Here is a 17,369-nt window from a genome sequence, read left to right as displayed (position 1 = left end):
CGCGGACGGAGGCGTCCGACGCAACGACGCCGCAAGGAGGACACCCATGGCACGCATGATCTGGAAAGGCGCGATCAGCTTCGGGCTCGTTCACGTACCCGTGCAGCTGTTCCCGGCGACGCGCACCGTGAAGCCGTCGTTCCGGCTGCTCGACAAGCGTTCGATGGACCCGGTCGGCTATCGGCAGATCAACAAGCGCACCGGCAAGGAGGTCGCGCGCGAGGACATCGTGCGCGGCTACGAGTACGAGAAGGAGCGTTATGTCGTGCTGACCGACGACGAGATTCGCGCGGCGAACCCCGAATCGACGCAAACCGTCGACATCGTCACGTTCGTCGACGCGGACGCCGTGTCGTTCCTGTATCTCGACACGCCGTACTACCTGGTGCCGGACCGCAAGGGCGAGAAGGTCTATGCGCTGCTGCGCGACGCGCTGAAGGACAGCGGCAAGATCGGCATCGCGCATGTCGTGATGCACGATCGCCAGCATCTCGGCGCGCTGATCCCGGTCGGGCCGCTGCTTGCGCTCGATACGCTGCGCTGGCAGGAGGAACTGCGCCCGCTCGACGAGCTGCCGGTGCCGGCCGGCGACGCGAAGCGCGCGGGCGTCAGCGCGCGCGAGTTCGCGATGGCGAAGAAGCTGATCGACGACATGTCGGGCACGTGGACGCCCGACGAGTATCGCGACACGTTCCGCGACGACATCCTCGAACTGGTCGAGCGCAAGGTGCGCGCGGGCAGCGTCGAGGAGATCGAGGACCGGCCGGCGCAAACGGCGCGCACGGCGGCCAACGTCGTCGACCTGACCGAGCTGTTGAAGCGCAGCCTGAAAGGCGGTGGCAGCGCGCGTGCTGCGCGCGAGGACGACGACACCGGCGCGTCCGCGCCGCGCACCGCGAGCGGGCGACGCAAGCCGGCCGCGAAGGCTGCCGCGCGGAGCGCCGCGAAAGCACCCGCGAAACGGCCGGCCGCGAAGCAGGGCGCGACGGGCGCGCATGCGGCAAAGAAAACCGCCGCGCGCCGGAAGCACGCCGCATGACACCGCGCGACACGAGGTGACGCGATGGCCGGCAAGCTCGATCCCTATCGTCGAAAACGCCGCTTCGACGCGACGCCGGAGCCGGAAGGCGCGCGCGGGAAGCGTCGCGCAAAGCCGGGCGCCGAATCGAAGCAGACGAAGCAGACGAAGCAGACGAAGCAGACCAAGCAGTCGAAGCAGGCGCGCACGGCTGTCCGGGCGCGCCATCCGTTGCGTTTCGTGATCCAGGAACATCACGCGACGCGGCTCCATTACGACTTCCGTCTCGAACTCGACGGCACGCTCAAATCATGGGCCGTGCCGAAGGGGCCGAGCGTCGATCCGTCGGTGAAGCGTCTGGCCGTGCAGGTCGAGGACCATCCGCTCGAATATGCGTCGTTCGAGGGCGAGATTCCAGCCGGACATTACGGCGCGGGCACGGTCGTCGTGTGGGACGAAGGGACGTGGACGCCCGACGGCGGCGTCGCGCAGGCGCGCGACGGCTATCGCGCGGGCAAGCTGACGTTCCGGCTCGATGGCGAAAAGCTGCACGGCGGCTGGGCGCTCGTGCGCAGCGGGCGGCAGCAGGGGCGCCAGCCGCAATGGCTGCTGATCAAGGAGCGCGACGACGACGCACGCGATGCGGACGAATTCGATGTCGTTGCGCAGCAGCCGGGCAGCGTGCATGACCGCAGTGCGCGGGCCGCACGCGCGGCGCCCGCCGATGCATCACCGCCTGCACGCACGTCGCGACGCAGCCGCGACGATGCGCCCCGTACACGCGGCACGCCGCGCGACTGCAAGGATCGCAAGCCGCCAGCCGACGCCGACCTGTCGCACGTCGAAGGCGCTGTCCGCGCGCCGCTGCCCGAGCGCGTCGCGCCGCAGCTCGCGACGCTGGTCGATGCTCCGCCCGCGCAAGGCGACTGGCGCTACGAAGTGAAGTTCGACGGCTACCGGATTCTCGCGCGCGTGTCGGGCCGCGGTGCGCGGCGGCATGTTGCGCTGATGACGCGCGAGGGCCGCGACTGGACCGCGAAGCTGCGTGCGCAGCGCGATGCGCTTGCGGCGCTCGATATCGAAAACGCGTGGTTCGACGGCGAGGCCGTCGTGCTCGGCGACAGCGGCCTGCCCGATTTCCAGGCGCTGCAGAACGCGCTCGGCGCGGGCCGTTCCGATGCGATCACGCTGTTCGTATTCGATCTGCCCTATCTGAATGGCAAGGATTTGCGCGATGCGCCGCTCGCTGCGCGCCGCGCGTTGCTCGAACCGCTGCTGGCGGGCAGCGACGCCGCGCGGCTGCGCTATTCGCCGGATCTCGGCGGCGACGTCGCGTCGCTGATCGCGAGCGCGTGCGACACCGGCCTCGAAGGGTTGATCGGCAAGCGCGCGGATTCACGCTATCGCGCCGGCCGCTCGGCCGCGTGGATCAAGCTCAAATGCCGGCGGCGGCAGGAGTTCGTGATCGGCGGCTACACGGAGCCGTCGGGCAGCCGGCACGGCTTCGGCGCGCTGCTGCTCGGTGTGTACGAGCCCGAATCGGGCGGCAAGCGGCGGCGCGGCACGCCGCCGTTGCGCTATGTCGGCCGGGTCGGCACCGGGTTCGATGCGCGCATGCTCGACCGGCTCGCCGCGATGCTGCGCAGGCACGAACGCGACACGGCGCCGTTCGACCCGCCGCCGCGCGAACGGTCGCGCACGCGCGTGCACTGGATCGATCCGACGCTCGTCGCCGAATGCGAATTCGCGGAATGGACGGGCGACGGCATCGTGCGGCAGGCGGCGTTCGTCGCGCTGCGGGAAGACAAGCCGGCGGCGCGGATCGTCCGCGAGATGCCGCGCCGCACCGAAACGGAGACGACGATGGACGAACGCGATGCAGCGCACGACAAACACGACAAGCACGAACGCGCACGGCACACGGATACCGGGAGCGGCCACAAGCGTCGCGCGAAATCGCACGCGTCGTCCGGCGACGCGCGCGGCGAATCCGGCGCCGACCACGTCGGCCGCGTGCGCATCACGCATCCCGATCGCGTGCTCGATCCGCGGCACGGCACGCGCAAGATCGACCTCGCGCATTACTGGCAATGGGTCGCGCCATGGCTGCTGCCCGACCTGAAGGGCCGGCCCGTGTCGCTCGTGCGCGCGCCGGGCGACATCACGGGCGAGCTGTTCTTCCAGAAGCATGCGGAGCGCCTCGAGATTCCGTTCGTCACGCAGCACGAAGGGCTCGATCCCGGCCACGGGCCGCTGCTGTCGATCGACAGCGTCGACGCGCTGCTCGGTGCCGCGCAGATGGGCACGGTCGAGCTGCATACGTGGAATGCGCACGCATCCAATATCGAGCGGCCGGACCGCATCGTGTTCGATCTCGATCCCGATCCGGCGCTGCCGTGGCGCGCGATGATCGACGCCGCGCAACTCGTGCGCGGGCTGCTCGACGAGCTGGGGCTCGCGTCGTTCTGCAAGACGAGCGGCGGCAAGGGGCTGCATGTCGTCGTGCCGATCGCGCGGTACGCGGGATGGGACGACGTGAAAGACTTCGCGCGCGCGGTTGCGCAGCACGTGGCGGGCGCGCTGCCCGAGCGCTTCACCGCGACGATGGGGCCGCGCCACCGGCGCGGCAAGATTTTCGTCGACTATCTGCGCAACGGCCGCGGCGCGAGCACGATCGCCGCGTATTCGGCGCGCGCGCGGCCGGGCATGGGCGTGTCGGTGCCGCTCGGCTGGGACGAGGTGCCCGATACGACGGGCGGCGCGCAGTGGACGATCGACACGCTGCATGCGCGTCTCGACGGGCTGAAGCGCGATCCGTGGGAAGGCTATGCGGATGCGCGCCAGCGGATCACCGCGAAGATGCGAGCGCGGCTCGGCGCATCGTGAGCGCCGCGAGCAGCGGCACGTGACGATCATCGCGGTGCTGCACGGCAGGCGGCGCAGCACGGACGCCGCGATGCGGCGGTGGCCGGCCGCCGTCACGGCTTGCGGCCGAAGGCTTCGCGCAGTTTCCGCTTCGCGCGTTCGAGCGTCGCGCGGCGCGTTTTCGGCAGGTTGCGGCCCGCGCGGTTCACGTAGAAGTTCAGCATCGACATCGCCGACTGGAACGGCGAAGACTTGCGGCGGCGGCTCTGTTCGGCCGAGCGCTTCAGCGAAGCGGCGATCGCGCCCGGATCGTCGGACTTGAAGATGTCGGGCTCGATGTCGAGCACGTCGCTTTTTTGCGTGACTTCGGCGGACCAGCGGTGTTGCGGATCGGCGCTGCGGGCCCGGCCAGGGCGGCGCGTCGGGCGCTTGCCGTGCGCGCGGGAAGCGGAAGCGGAAGCGGAAGGCATTGCAGGGCTCCGTATGGCATCGCAGGGACGTACGGGCAACGGCGCCGCAATTCGCGTGCCGCGCGGCGACCTGCCGCCGGAGGCATGGCCCTTGCTGCAAGGTCCGGGCAGGCGTGCCATTCCGCCCTCTTCGTTCAGCACGAACACCTCGTGACATCCGCATTACATCCGCATTCGAACCGAATGGCCGGCGCGTTTGAAGCAAGCGCGCGCGGCCACCACGCAGGAGGACACCATGCGATCGAACTCCCGGATCAGTCTGGAAGACGATGCGACGGACGCCGACACGGTCGACGCCGGCGATTTCGATACGACGGTCCGTCTCGACGTCGAGGCAGGCACGGTCACGTTTCATGCGGCGTGGTCGATGGAGACCGATGCGCCACCCGACACGGGGCGGCATTCGGTCGTGCTGGTGCTCGACTGCGACACGATGGAACGCTACGCGGGCCTCGACGACGGCGCCCGGATGCGCGTGCACGCAATGCTGCACGAGGCCGTGCGGGACATGCTCGACCGGCTCCCCGACAACGACGACGACGATCTGACACTGACGGTCGAACTGACCGACGCGATGCTCGATGCGGCGATCCGCCTGCAGTAATCGTGCCGGGTCGGGTTACACGCCGTTGAAATCTTTTCAGCCCGTGCGCGGCGGCGCGGCATGGGCCGGTTTCGGCCGGTCTCTTCTGTCGCCGTCGTCCGGCCGGATGCGGCACGGCAATTGCTCCGTGACCGGGACGGCATAAAGGGTGCAGCGGCATCCACGGAGGTTTCCATGAGCGGCAGACTGGACCATTGCAAGGTAGCGATCCTGGCGGTCGACGGCTTCGAGGAGGCCGAGCTTGTCGAACCGCAACGTGCGCTGGCGGCCGAAGGCGCGCAGGTCGACGTGATTTCGCAGAAACGCGGCGAAATCCAGGGGTTCAGGCACGTCGACAAGGGCGCGCGCGTGAAGGTCGACCGCACGTTCGACGACGCGCGCGAGGGCGACTACGACGCGGTCGTGCTGCCCGGCGGTGTCGTCAACGGCGACGCGATCCGGATGATCCCGGCCGCGCGCGAGTTCGTGACGGCGGCCGTCGGCGCCGGCAAGCCGATCGCCGCGATCTGCCACGGCGGCTGGCTGCTCGTGTCGTCCGGGCTCGTGGAAGGGCGCACGATGACGAGCTGGCCGAGCCTGCAGGACGACATCCGCCATGCGGGCGGCAAGTGGGTCGACGAGGAGGTCGTGCGCGACGGCAACCTGATCACGAGCCGCAAGCCCGCCGACCTGCCGGCATTCAGCGGCGCGCTGGTCGAAAGTCTCGCGTCGCGGAGCGCGTAATCCGATGCCGGCCGATTCCCCCCGCCGCGTGACGCTGGCCGATGCGCCGCCCGAATTCGACGGCGCGGCGCTGCAACTGTGCTTCACCGTCGACGTCGACGGTCAGCCGGAGCACTGCGCGATCACGGTCGAGGCGCTCGAGGATCATTTCGGCGCGCCCTCGGCGCTGGAAGCCGACCTGCGCGACGCGTTCGAGCGCGGCCGCGCGCGTATCGAGGCTGCCTGCGCGGATGTGCTGGCGGACGGCAAGGGCGGCGTGGTACTGCACAGCGGCTATTTCCGCGCGCACGGCCGTGCGGCGGCGGGCAGCGTGAAGGCCGGCATGTCCCGTTCGCGGCGTTCCTGATCGAGGCGCCGTGGCCGACGCGTTTGACCCGCGTTCGCGTTCGGCCGCTCGGGTTCGGCCCGCTCGCATCCGGCATTACACATCGTTGAAAACTTTGCACGGGCGGCCGGACGCCGCGCGGTGCCGTATCGCGCCGCGCGCCCACGGCTCCGATGAGCACCGCTTCGCGCGCATTGGCATGGTCCGTGCACGCATCGACGATCGCCGGCGCGCGTGTCGCGCCGCATGCCGATGCGACGCCGTCGTCGCATCGCGTGAAGCCGTCAACGGGGAACGAGCATGCTGACCGCCCATGAATTTGCCGTGCTGTTCCTGGTGTATCGCGCACCGGAACAAATCCAGATCGATCGCGAGGACGTCGCCGCGCTGGTCGAACAGAACCTGATCGTGATGCAGGGCGACGACGCGTCGGGCGGGCGCCGGCCCGCGTTGACGGCCGACGGCCTGTCGGTGCTGCGGTGCGTGCAGCGGCACGACGGGTACGAGCCCGACGGCACCGATGCGTGACGTGTGACGATGACGCGCGGGCGCGCTGCTCACCGCGCGATCGCGACGGACGCGTTCACCTGCACGACGAGCGTGTCGCCGTCGAACGGCGGCGCGTACAGGAAGCGCTCGATCACGCCGGCCTCGAACAGCAGGCAGTACGTCGATCCGCCGAACTGGAAGCGGCCGATCTCGTCGCCCTTGTCGACGCGCTGGCCCGGCACGACCTCGATCACGCACGACGACACGTCGCCCATCCCGACGAACAGGGCGGCCACGGTGCCGATGCCCGGGTCGTCGCTCTCGATCGCGACGATCGCGCGCGCGGCGACCGCCGTCATGTAGCCCTGCGAGTCGTTGAGCCCGGCCGGGTCGGGGCCTTCGGCTTCGGCGACCGAGTAGTAGGTGCCGTCGATCCGGTATGCATGCGTGACGGTGCCGCGCACCGGCGCATGCCAGCGATGGTAGTTGTACGCGCTGAGATAGGCCTGGTAGAGATCGCCGCCGACGAAGCGCTCGGCGAGCGGCCGCCCCGCGCGCGTGAAGATGTCGTGCAGCGAATACGGCTGCGCCTTGATCCAGAAGGTGTCGCGCATCTTCACGTTCGTTTCGATGTGGTACGGCGCGGCCTCGCATGCGCTGACGATCACGTGCGGATCGTCCGGCGCGTCGACGGGCCGCGCGCCTTCCCGAAAGCGTCGCGTGAAGAAGTCGTTCCACGAATCGAAGCCGAGGTGCGGTTGATCGTCGCGATAGCGGAATTGCGACAGCCCGATGCGCTTGCTCGCTTCGTCGCAGAACCAGCCGTCGGGCGCCGACGTATCGAGATGCGCGCGCGAATGCGGGCCGCCGAGGAAGTCGCACCAGACGTTCAGTACCCGTTTCAGGTGCGCGTTGACGGTTGCGTCCCGAAACACGGCGTGGCCCGACGGCATGCACATCGGCCAGTCGAGGAACGCGTTCAGCGGGCACACGATCAGGCTCGATTCGCTGAACGGCGGCGTGTAGGTCATCAGGTGGTCGATCACGGTCATCAGTTCGCCGATCGACGTGTAGCCGAGCCGGCGGCCGGATTCGACCGCCTCGTCGATCGCGCGGACGAGACCCATGCGCAGCACGGCGCAGTCGTCGAACAGCCGCGCGAGCGCCTGCACGGCCGGCGAGCGCAATCGTTCGCCGGCATGCGCGCGCGCGTCGGCCGCGATTTTTTCGCGGAACGCGGCCATGTGCGCTTCCTCGCAGGTCAGCCATTCGCCGAGCCGGCGGCGCGCGGCGGGCGGCGTGTGGGGTTCGGTCGGCATCGTCGGCTCCTGCGGCTGGATTCGGTATGAACACGTAGCAAGACGCTTGCCCGGAGGCGGCATCGAAATTGCGGCGGTCTTTTCACCGGTTGTTCAGTTTTTCAGTGACGCAGGAGAGAAACGATGAATGCAGGTTCGAATGTGCGGCAGACGAAAGGCACGGCATCGGCCGACGAGCGCCGGGGCGGCGGGCAGCGCACCGTGACGCCGACGCGCACGCGGGTTCGTGCGGCGAAGCACGGCGAGACGCGACGGTCGAGGGAGCGCGATGCGAAAGGGACCGTGACCGCGGGCCATGGCGACAACGCGGGCGCGCCGCTGTGGGAGGACGACGGCGGGACGCTGCCGCCGGACGAGTGGTCGTGAGGTCGGGCGTTTACCGTCCCGCCTGTCGCTCTGGCCGGTAACGATCGACTAGTGCGCCATCGCTCGCTTCCCCGTCGCGAAAGGCCGGGGATACTGTGACATCACGGTTCGCGATCAGCCATGCGGCACCGATTGGATCGTCGGGTATCCGCGGACCGGTTTGCATCAATTCGATCATGACCGGGCGATTGAGGGATTCCGATCCGTTGGGTGAGCCGCGACGAGTACGGCAACAGGCAGCGCAGCCAGACAGCGATCGAGCCTGATCAAGCCATCCGGCGCGTCGATTCCGTCCCGCGCATTCAGCCAGTCCGTCCAGGGTCCTTTGACGCCACGCGGCAACACGACCGCCGTATCGCCCCATAACGCGGGCTCCACGCTCGGCAACCCGGGCCTGTCGCCGAGCAGCCGGCACGCAAACCGCGTTGCAACGATCACCACGGTCGCCGCATCGCCGCACCGCGCGAACGCAACCGCGTGACGCCCGAGCGTGCCGCGCACGCGCAGCGGCACATACGCACCGTCGGCGAACGTCGCCGGCCACCGCGCGCGCAGCGCGAGCATCCGTTCGATCAGCGCCCGTTTCACGCGCGCGTCCGGCCAGGTCGGCAGGTACGACGCGACCGGCCCGTCGACGCGCTCGGCCGCCAGCGCCGCGAACGGCACGTCGCGCCGGTTGTCCGGATCGACGAGCGAGTGATCCCATCGCTCGGTACCTTGATAGAGATCGGGCACGCCGGGGGACGCGATCCGCAGTGCCGTCTGCGTCAGGCTGTTGACGATGCCGGCCGGCGCGATCCGCGCCACGAACGCATGCAGCCGGTGCGCGAAATCGCCAGCGCCGCGCGGCGCCAGGATCGCGCGGACGAACGCTTCGCAAGCGCGCTCGTAGTCCGTCTCGGGCGCGAGCCAGTCCGTATGCCGCTTCGCTTCGCGCAGCGCCTTCGTCTGCCAGCGCACCACGCGTTCGGCAAGCGCCGCGAGCCCCGCGTCGTCGTCGGGCATCAGCGACGGCGGCCAGCAGCCGACCAGCGTCTGGTACAGCATCGCCTCGGCGGCCGGCCCCGGCGCCCACGCCAGGTCGCGATGCGCGCCGCCGCGCCGGGGCAGGTTGAGCGCCGACCAGTCGAGCGATACCGCGCGCCAGGCGTCGGGCATCTCGCTGAGCACCGCGAGCCGCGCGCGCGCGTCCTCGCCGCGCTTGTGGTCGTGCGTGGCCGTCGCGATGAGCGTATGCGGCACGATTCGGGCGCGGCGCCGGTTGCGCGCATGGAACGCGCCGCGCGACAGGCTGAAGTCGCTTGCGTCGGCGCCGACCTCGTTGCGCGACAGCAGCCGGCCGTAGCGATAGCAGGCCGTATCCTCAACACCCTTCGCGGCCAGCGGCGCGGTGAGCTGCGCGAACGCGACGCGGGCCGCATGCAGCGCGGCGGCGCCTGCGCGCGGCACGCGCCCGACCGGTAACCCGAGCCACGCGGCGACCCGGTCGAGCGCGTAGCGGTCGGCCGGATCGACGGCCGCGCATGCCCGTTGATACGCCTGCGCGAGCACCCGGCGGTCGGTGTCGGCGGGCGCGTCTTCCTGTGCCGGATACATTCGGTACACGGGCAGCCGCACCGCGAGCTCGCCCAGCACGCGCTGGATCGCGACCAGACTGACGTCGCGCGTCGCGGGCGACGCGCGCGCAATGCCGTGCAGCGCCCGCGCGACGCGCGCATGCTCGGCGGCGAGCTGGCGCATCAGCACGCGCCGCTTGCCGTCGAGCGCCTCCTGCGCGAACGTGCGCGACGAACCGGACACTGCCGCCCAGTGGGCGGCCAGCGGCGCGGCGCCGGCCGGGTCGTGCAGCAGCGCGCCGACGTCGTTCATGAAGTCGTAGCCGGTCGTGCCGTCGACGCCCCAGTCGTCGCGCAGCGCTTCGCCGGGCGCCAGGATTTTTTCGACGACGACGTACGGCCGCTCGTCGCGCAGCGCCGCGAGCCGCGCATGCAGGCGCCGGCAGTACGCGCGCGGATCGGCGAGCCCGTCGATGTGATCGACGCGCACGCCGTCGATATATCCGGCCGCGTAGAGGCGTAACGGCAGCGCATGGACGGCGTCGAACACCGCATCGTCGTCGATGCGGATGCCCGCGAGCGTCGCGATGTCGAAGAAGCGCCGCCAGTTCAGTTCGTCCGCGGCCGTGCGCCACCACGCGAGCCGGTAGTGCTGGCGTTCGAGCAGCCGGTGCAGCCACGCGCGCGAGCGTGCGCTGCGCGGATCGGCGCCGCGCAGCACGGCGTCGAACGCATGCGGGCCGTGCGCGGCCGCGTAATCGCGCAACGCCGCATGCGCGGCGGCCAGCCGGGCGCTGCCGTGCGCCGGCGCGGCGCCGAAGCGTTCGGCGAGCGTGTTCAGGTCCGAGCGGTTCGCGATGCGCAGGATGTCCGCATAAGTGGCGGCGGCCACGGGCAGCTGCCGCCCCGGGCACGCAACGAAGAAGCGGCCGGTCGACGGATCGGCGCCGAGCGCGATGTCGCCGGCCGTGAGCGCGTCGCCGTACGGCGTGCCGAGGCAGGGCAGCAGCACCTTGCCGTCGAGCGCCGCGTCGGGCGGATGCCAGTCGATGTCGAAGCAGCATGCGTACGGGCTCGCCGGCCCCCATTCGAGCACGTCGTTCCACCAGCCGTTCGACGAGCCGCCGACGCCCATGTGGTTCGGCACGATGTCGACGATCACGCCGATGCCGCGCGCGCGCAGCGCGCGGACGAGTCGGACCAGGCCGGCCTCGCCGCCGAGTTCGGCGCTGACCGAGCCGTAGTCGACGGTGTCGTAGCCATGCAGCGAACCGGGCTCGGCCGTCGTGACCGGCGACAGGTACAGGTGGCTCACGCCGACGCGCGCGAAGTAGTCGGCGTGCGTGGCCGCATCGTCGAACGTGAAACCCGCATGCAGCTGCAGCCGCAGCGTCGCGCGCGGCGTCATGCGTCGCGCTCCCGCGAACGGCGCGCGTGCACGACGGCCGCGATGCGCTTGCGCGCGTCGGCGTCGAACAGCGTGTCGACGGTGCGCGGCAGGCGCCGCAGCCAGTTCGGATGGCCGCATGGCGGCCCCGGCAGGTTCGGCTGCTCATCCAGCCCGAGCAGATCCTCGAGCGGCAGGATCGCGAGCGGCGACGGGCTGAGCGCGACATACGCGAGTATTGCGCTCACGGGCGGCGCGCCGGCCGGCGGGACAGCGCTGTTGGCGGGCGCGCAACCCGCGTGCTGCAATGCGTGCCACAGCGCCGCGCGTTCGGTTGCGCGTTCCGCCTGGGCGGCGATCAGGTCGGGATCGGACGCGGGCGGGGGCGTGGCGGGCGCGGCGCGGTCTGCTTCCGTGCGGGGCATGCCGTCATGCCCGACGTCGGCGCCTTGCACGATTTCGTTCGAGTCCTGCGCACTCGCATCGCTCGGCATGCTTTCGGCCGCGCCGTCTTGCTGCTTCCCGCTGTCGGCCGCCACCCGCCGCCACCCCAGATCGACCCCGCGCCACCAGCCGGCCACGGTCGGCAAGTCGTGCGTCGACGTCGTCGCGATCGCATCGCGATCCCACGCGGACGGCGGCCGGAACGCGCGGTTCGCATCGCGCTCGAACCACAGCACGCGCATCCCCGCGATCCCCTGTGCACCGAGCCGTTCGCGCAAACCGCCCGGCACCGTGCCGAGATCCTCGCCGATCGCGATCGCGCGATGGCGTGCCGCCTCGAGCGCGACGAGCCGCACGAGATCGTCGACCGGATAGCGCAGGTAGGCGCCGTCGCGCGGCGTGCCGCCGTCCGGCACGATCCACATCCGCGCGAAGCCGAGCACGTGGTCGATGCGGATGCCGCCCGCATGCGCGAACGCCGCGCGCAACAACTCGATGAACGGGACGAAACGGTCGGCGCGCAGCGCGGCGGGCGTCCACGTCGTGACGCCCCACGCTTGGCCGGCCGCATTGAACAGGTCGGGCGGCGCGCCGAGCGACACGCCGCGCAGCAGCGTCGTGCCGTGCGCCCACGCGTCGCTGCCCGCGCGGTCGGAGCCGACCGCGAGATCGGCGATCAGCCCGGTCGCCATGCCCGCGCCGCGCGCCGCATGTTGCGCGTCGCCGAGCGCGCGCGATGTGCACCATTGCAGGAACGTGTGGAACGCGATCGTGTCGGCATGCGCGTGCGCGAATGCATCGACTTCGGCCGATGACGGCATGCGCCACGGCGCCGGCCATTGCCGCCAGTCCGCGCCGATCCCGTGTTCGATGCAGAACGCCTGCAGCGCGTCGAAGCGCGCATGCGCGTCGAGCGCCGCGCCGCCGGCCGCGCGAAAGCGCTGGTACGCGTCGCGCGATGGCGCGCCGTTGGCACGCCATGCATCGAAGCATGCGCGCAGGCGGCGCAGCTTCGGCGGCAGCACGCGCGGCCAGTCGATCAGCGGCGCATCGATTGCATCGTCGCGCGCGTGAAGCGCAGCCTCGGCGCCCGGCACCGCGTCGCAGTCGAGATACGCGACGTTGTGCCAGCGCCGCGACGACGGCGAATACGGGCTGTCGTGCGCGGGCAGTGCGGGATAGCCGGCGTGCGTCGGGCTGATCGCCACCGCCTGCGCGCCGTGCCGCGCCGCGTGCGCGGCGAGCCGCGCGAGCGCGGTGTAGTCGCCCGCGCCGTCGTCGCCGGTACGGCGCAGGCTGTACAACTGGGCCGCGACGCCCCAGCGGCGGCCTGCGTCGGGCGCGCGCGCGAACGCGTCGAACGGGCGCGCGCGCAGCGGCGCGATCGCGAGCCCGATGCGCTGCTCGCCGATGTCGAGCGCGTGATAGCCGGGCATCGCGAGCGGCGGCAGCGTGCCGTGCTCGCCCGCACCGGCCACGCGCCCGTCGACGTAGCCGCCCGTTTCGAGCGCGACCCGGAAGTGTGCGCCCGGCAGTGCGATCGTATGCGGGAGCGTCAGCGGCAGGCCGGCATCGCCGGTGACGAAGCGCGGCGGCGCCGCGTTCGCATCGGCGAGCGCCGCCGCGCTGTCGACGCGCTGGAGCGCCGTGCCGCACGGCCAGCCGAGCGCGTCGACGAGCGCGGCGAGCGCATCGTCGCCTACCCGCCGCGCGACGCCGCCCGCATCGGTCCAGTCGGTTTCCAGTCCGGCCGAACGGGCGAGTGCCGCGATCGATACGTCGGTCGTCATGATCGGCCTCGCCCGTTCGTGCGGCGACTCAGCGCATCGTGGTTGACCGCGCCGTCGCGCCACGCGATGCACGCACGTGGCGGCAGGCGCAGGTCCCGCAGCCGGTCGCGCGCGCGCGGCGGCGTCTCGAACACGATCTTGCCGAGCGGCAGCGCGGGCAGCACCGCGTCGTGCGAGCCGAGGTTCAGCGCGATCGTCAGCGTGCTGCCGTTGCCGAGACGCCAGCGTGCGGCGAGCGCCTGCGGTTCGCCGTCGCCCGCGAGCAGGTCGACGCCGAGCGCGCGCGCGCCGGCCAAGTGCGGCGTCACGAGCGCCGCGCGCACGGTCAGCGCGCTGCGGTAGAAGTGCCGCCATGCATCGGCGTCGGGCCATGCGTCGTCGGCCGGGTGTTTCGACAACGAGCGCACGAACGTCGCGATGTCGTTCGGATCGGGAATCGCGTCGCGATGCGCGGGATCGGCGAACGCGGGAAACGCCGCGAATTCGCGGCGCCGGCCTTCGCGCACGGCGTCGGCGAGTGCGCCGCGATAGTCGGTGAAGAACTGGAACGGCTGCGTGCTGCCTTCCTCCTCGCCCATGAACAGCAGCGGAATCTGCGGCATGAGCAGCATCAGCGCGGTGGCCGCGCGCAGCGCGTCGTCGTTCGCGAGCGTGCGCAACCGTTCGCCGAACGCGCGGTTGCCGATCTGGTCGTGGTTCTGCAGGAATGCGACGAACGCGGTCGGCGGCAGGTGCGCGCTCGGCTCGCCGCGCGCGGCGCCGCCATGCAGCGGCGACGGCTCGCCCTGGTACGCGAAGCCTTCGCCGAGCGTGCGCGCGAAGTGGCGCAGCGGCGCGTCGGCATACGCGCGGTAATAGCCGTCGCGCTCGCCGGTCAGCAGCACGTGCGCGCTGTTGTGGAAATCGTCGTTCCACTGCGCGTCGAAGCCGCCGGGCCCGAGCAGGCTCGCCGCGTTGCGTTCGTTCTCGAGCACCAGATGCACCTGGCGTGCGTCGCCCGCGTGCGCGCGCACGCGGCGTGCGAGCTCGCGCAGCCACGCATCGTCGTCGATCGCATGCGCGGCGTCGATGCGCAGCCCGTCGAAGCGGTATTCGTCGAGCCAGTAGAGCGCGTTGTCGATGAAGAACGCGCTCGTCTGCGCACGCGCGAAGTCGATCGCGGGCCCCCACGCCGTTTGCCGGTCCGCGCGGAAGAACGCGGGCGCGTAGCGCGGCAGCAGGTTGCCGTCGGGGCCGAAGTGGTTGTAGACGACGTCCAGGAACATCTGCAGCCCGAGCCCGTGCGCGGCGTCGACGAGCGACTTCAGTTCCTCGGGCCGCCCGTACGACGCATCGGGCGCGAACGGCAGCACGCCGTCGTAACCCCAGTTGCGCGTGCCCGGGAACGCATTGACGGGCATCAGCTCGATCGCCGTCACGCCGAGCGCGGCGATGGCCGGCAGGCGCCGCTCGACGCTCGCGTAGCCGCCGCATGCACCGACGTGCAGTTCGTACAGCACCGTCTCGTGCCACGGGCGGCCGCGCCATGTGTCATGGCGCCAGCGATACGCGGCCGGATCGACGACCTGGCTCGGGCCGTGCACGTCGTACGGCTGGAAACGCGACGCGGGATCGGGCACGGCGAGATCGCCGTCGAGCACGTAGCGATACAGCGCGCCGGGGCCGCACGGCGCGACGGCGTCGAACCAGCCGTCGCCGACGGCCGTCATCGCGACGGATGGCCCGCCGTGCAGCTCGACGGCCGCGGTGCGGCTCGCGGGCGCCCACAGCCGGAAGCGCGTACGGCCCGCGTCGATGCAGGTCGCGCCGAACGACGACGCGAACGCATGCGTGCCGGGCGGATGAGCGGAACGTGACGTCATGGCGGTCCTCACGAAGGCGGGTCGGGCGGCACGGCCGCGACGGCGACCGCGGCCGCATGCGCGGCGACGTCGAGGCCGTCGGCCGGCCACGCGCGCGGGCCGGCATCCGGCGTGGCCGTGTCGACCAGCACGCGGTAGGCGAGCACAGGGGCGGGCGGCGCAAACGTGATCGTTTCGGACGACGCGTTCAGCATCACGAGCAGCGACTCGGTGCGCCCGGTGCGGCCCGCGCCGACGCGCCGCATCGTCAGCGCGCGGCGCTCGCGGTCGTGCCACGCGGGCACGGTCAGCACGTCGCCGCGTTCGTCGAACCAGTCGATCTCGGCCATGCCCGGCGCGCCGTCGTGATCGCCCGACGGATAGCGCGGCGCCGACATCAGCGGGTACATGCGCCGCAGCGCGGCGAGCCGCGACACGAAGCGCATCAGCTTCACGGCTTCGTCGCTGCGCGCCAGATCCCAGTCGAGCCACGACAGTTCGTTATCCTGGCAGTAAGCGTTGTTGTTGCCGTGCTGCGTGCGGCCGAACTCGTCGCCGGCGACGAGCATCGGCGTGCCGAGCGCGGTGAACAGCGTCGCGAGCATCGAGCGCGCGACGCGCGCGCGCACGTCGCGGATCGCCGCGTCGTCGCTCGGCCCTTCGGCGCCCCAGTTCGCGCTGCAGTTGTCGTCGCGGCCGTCGCGGTTGTCCTCGCCGTTCGCGTCGTTGTGCTTGTCCGCATAGGACACGAGATCGGCGAGCGTGAAACCGTCATGCGCGGTGACGAAATTGACCGATGCCCACGTATGGCGCCGCTGGTGGTTGAACAGGTCGGCCGATCCCGCGAGCCGCGCGGCAAGTTCCGGCCGCTGGCCCGCGTCGCCGCGCCAGAAGCGCCGCACGGTGTCGCGAAAGCGGTCGTTCCATTCGGCGAAGCCCGGCGGGTGGCGGCCGAGCTGGTAGCCGCCGGGGCCGAGATCCCACGGCTCGGTGATCAGCTTGCGCTGCGCGAGCACCGGGTCCTGCCGCAGCGCGTCGAAAAATCCCGCGCCGGGATCGAAGCCGTGATCCTCGCGGCCGAGCGTCACGCCGAGATCGAAGCGGAAGCCGTCGACGTTGAACGCGGTGGCCCAGTAGCGCAGCGAATCCATCACCATCTGCACGACGCGCGGGTGCGACAGGTTCAGCGTGTTGCCGCAGCCCGTCTCGTCGACATGAAAGCGATGGTCGCCCGGCACGAGCCGGTAGTAGCTCGCGTTGTCGAGGCCGCGCCACGACAGCGTCGGGCCGAGCTCGTTGCCTTCGCAAGTATGGTTGTAGACGACGTCGAGCACGACCTCGATGCCGGCCGCATGCAGCTGGCGGATCGCGATGCGCATCTCGTCGAGCCGCCGCGTCGCGAGATACGCGGGTTCCGGCGCGAAGAACGCGGCCGTGTCGTAGCCCCAGTAGTTGCGCAGCCCGCGTTTCACGAGTTCGCGCTGCTGCAGGAACGCATGGACGGGCAGCAGCTCGACCGTCGTGACGCCGATCGACAGCAGGTGATCGATGAACGCCGGATGCGCCAACGCCGAGAACGTGCCGCGTTCGGGCGCGCGCAGCCCGGCGCGGCGCATCGACACGCCGCGCACGTGCGCCTCGTAGATCACCGTGCTGCGCCACGGCACGCGCGGGCGCCGGTCGTTGCTCCAGTCGAACGCCTCGTCGACCACCACGCATTTCGGCATCGCGGGCGCCGAGTCGCGCCGGTCCATCGACAGGTCCGCGCGGCTCGAATGCACGCGATAGCCGAACAGCGCGTCCGACCAGCGGAAGTGGCCGACCAGCTTGCGCGCGTACGGATCGAGCAGCAGCTTGGTCGGATTGAAGCGATGGCCGTGCTGCGGCTGGTACGGGCCGTCCGCGCGCAATCCGTACACGGTGCCCGGATGCGCGTTGGGCAGGTAGCCGTGCCACACCTCGTCGGTGCATTCGGGCAGGTCGAGGCGCGCGAGTTCCCTGCGGCCGGTCGGATCGAACACGCATAGCTGGATGCGCTGCGCGTGCGCGGAAAACACCGCGAAGTTGGTCCCGAGGCCGTCCCAGGTCGCACCGAGCGGATAGCGGCGGCCGGATTCGAGGCGAGCGGGCAGGGCACTCGGCATGGGGCGGAACTCTCCGTGTCGAAGGGGT

At 71.1% G+C, this 17,369-nt stretch carries 13 protein-coding genes; 7 read left to right on the top strand and 6 right to left on the bottom strand.

Translation table 11 applies throughout. The annotated features are described in order from the left end of the window. Positions 1-46 precede the first annotated feature (46 nt). Together BT264_RS14610 and ligD are read left to right on the top strand one after the other, a co-directional pair. On the top strand, positions 47-1,039 hold the full coding sequence (locus BT264_RS14610; RefSeq protein ID WP_072437855.1) for a non-homologous end joining protein Ku: 993 nt from the start codon (positions 47-49) through the stop codon (positions 1,037-1,039). A gap of 24 nt (positions 1,040-1,063) precedes the next feature. Next, complete coding sequence (gene ligD, locus BT264_RS14605) at positions 1,064-3,904, top strand: DNA ligase D (protein WP_072437856.1); 2,841 nt, start codon at positions 1,064-1,066, stop codon at positions 3,902-3,904. A 92-nt stretch (positions 3,905-3,996) separates the two neighbouring features. Here ligD and BT264_RS14600 read toward each other — a convergent pair whose 3' ends face one another. Further along, positions 3,997-4,353: a DUF3175 domain-containing protein gene (locus BT264_RS14600; RefSeq protein WP_072437857.1), complete on the bottom strand. Its 357-nt coding sequence runs from the start codon at positions 4,351-4,353 to the stop codon at positions 3,997-3,999. Between the two features lie 235 nt (positions 4,354-4,588). Here BT264_RS14600 and BT264_RS14595 point away from each other — a divergent pair, with 235 nt between their 5' ends. From BT264_RS14595 to BT264_RS14580, 4 genes are all read left to right on the top strand, one after another. After that, entirely contained in the window at positions 4,589-4,957 is a 369-nt protein-coding gene (locus tag BT264_RS14595) for a hypothetical protein (RefSeq protein ID WP_072437991.1), read from the top strand. Between the two features lie 174 nt (positions 4,958-5,131). Continuing rightward, positions 5,132-5,680, top strand: coding sequence for a type 1 glutamine amidotransferase domain-containing protein (locus BT264_RS14590; protein ID WP_034184452.1), 549 nt, complete (start codon positions 5,132-5,134; stop codon positions 5,678-5,680). A gap of 4 nt (positions 5,681-5,684) precedes the next feature. Next, complete coding sequence (locus tag BT264_RS14585; protein ID WP_072437858.1) at positions 5,685-6,026, top strand: DUF1488 family protein; 342 nt, start codon at positions 5,685-5,687, stop codon at positions 6,024-6,026. A gap of 279 nt (positions 6,027-6,305) precedes the next feature. Then, on the top strand, positions 6,306-6,533 hold the full coding sequence (locus BT264_RS14580) for a hypothetical protein (protein WP_072437859.1): 228 nt from the start codon (positions 6,306-6,308) through the stop codon (positions 6,531-6,533). 29 nt (positions 6,534-6,562) lie between these two features. Here the strand turns inward: BT264_RS14580 and BT264_RS14575 are convergent, their stop codons facing one another. Beyond that, positions 6,563-7,813, bottom strand: a complete 1,251-nt coding sequence (locus BT264_RS14575; protein WP_072437860.1) for a phosphatidylserine decarboxylase family protein — start codon at positions 7,811-7,813, stop codon at positions 6,563-6,565. 123 nt (positions 7,814-7,936) lie between these two features. Between BT264_RS14575 and BT264_RS14570 the strand changes: the two genes are divergently transcribed. After that, positions 7,937-8,179, top strand: a complete 243-nt coding sequence (locus BT264_RS14570; protein ID WP_072437861.1) for a hypothetical protein — start codon at positions 7,937-7,939, stop codon at positions 8,177-8,179. A gap of 174 nt (positions 8,180-8,353) precedes the next feature. Here BT264_RS14570 and treY read toward each other — a convergent pair whose 3' ends face one another. The 4 genes from treY to glgX are packed head-to-tail and all read right to left on the bottom strand — an operon-like array spanning position 8,354 to position 17,341. Next, positions 8,354-11,143: a malto-oligosyltrehalose synthase gene (treY, locus tag BT264_RS14565; RefSeq protein WP_072437862.1), complete on the bottom strand. Its 2,790-nt coding sequence runs from the start codon at positions 11,141-11,143 to the stop codon at positions 8,354-8,356. Further along, positions 11,140-13,356 (bottom strand): 4-alpha-glucanotransferase, encoded by a 2,217-nt coding sequence (malQ, locus tag BT264_RS14560; protein ID WP_072437863.1) that lies wholly within the window; start codon positions 13,354-13,356, stop codon positions 11,140-11,142. Before malQ ends, treY begins: the two co-directional genes overlap by 4 nt. Beyond that, positions 13,353-15,218: a malto-oligosyltrehalose trehalohydrolase gene (treZ, locus tag BT264_RS14555; protein WP_072437864.1), complete on the bottom strand. Its 1,866-nt coding sequence runs from the start codon at positions 15,216-15,218 to the stop codon at positions 13,353-13,355. The genes malQ and treZ overlap by 4 nt, the downstream gene beginning before the upstream one ends. An 8-nt stretch (positions 15,219-15,226) precedes the next feature. Further along, on the bottom strand, positions 15,227-17,341 hold the full coding sequence (glgX, locus tag BT264_RS14550; protein WP_072437865.1) for a glycogen debranching protein GlgX: 2,115 nt from the start codon (positions 17,339-17,341) through the stop codon (positions 15,227-15,229). Positions 17,342-17,369: the final 28 nt, after the last annotated feature.

It is taken from the genome of Burkholderia sp. NFPP32, assembly GCF_900119325.1.
Taxonomy (GTDB): domain Bacteria; phylum Pseudomonadota; class Gammaproteobacteria; order Burkholderiales; family Burkholderiaceae; genus Burkholderia; species Burkholderia pyrrocinia_C.
The sequence above is the reverse complement of the archived record's forward strand: the minus strand, read 5'-3'. Positions and strand labels throughout refer to the sequence as shown.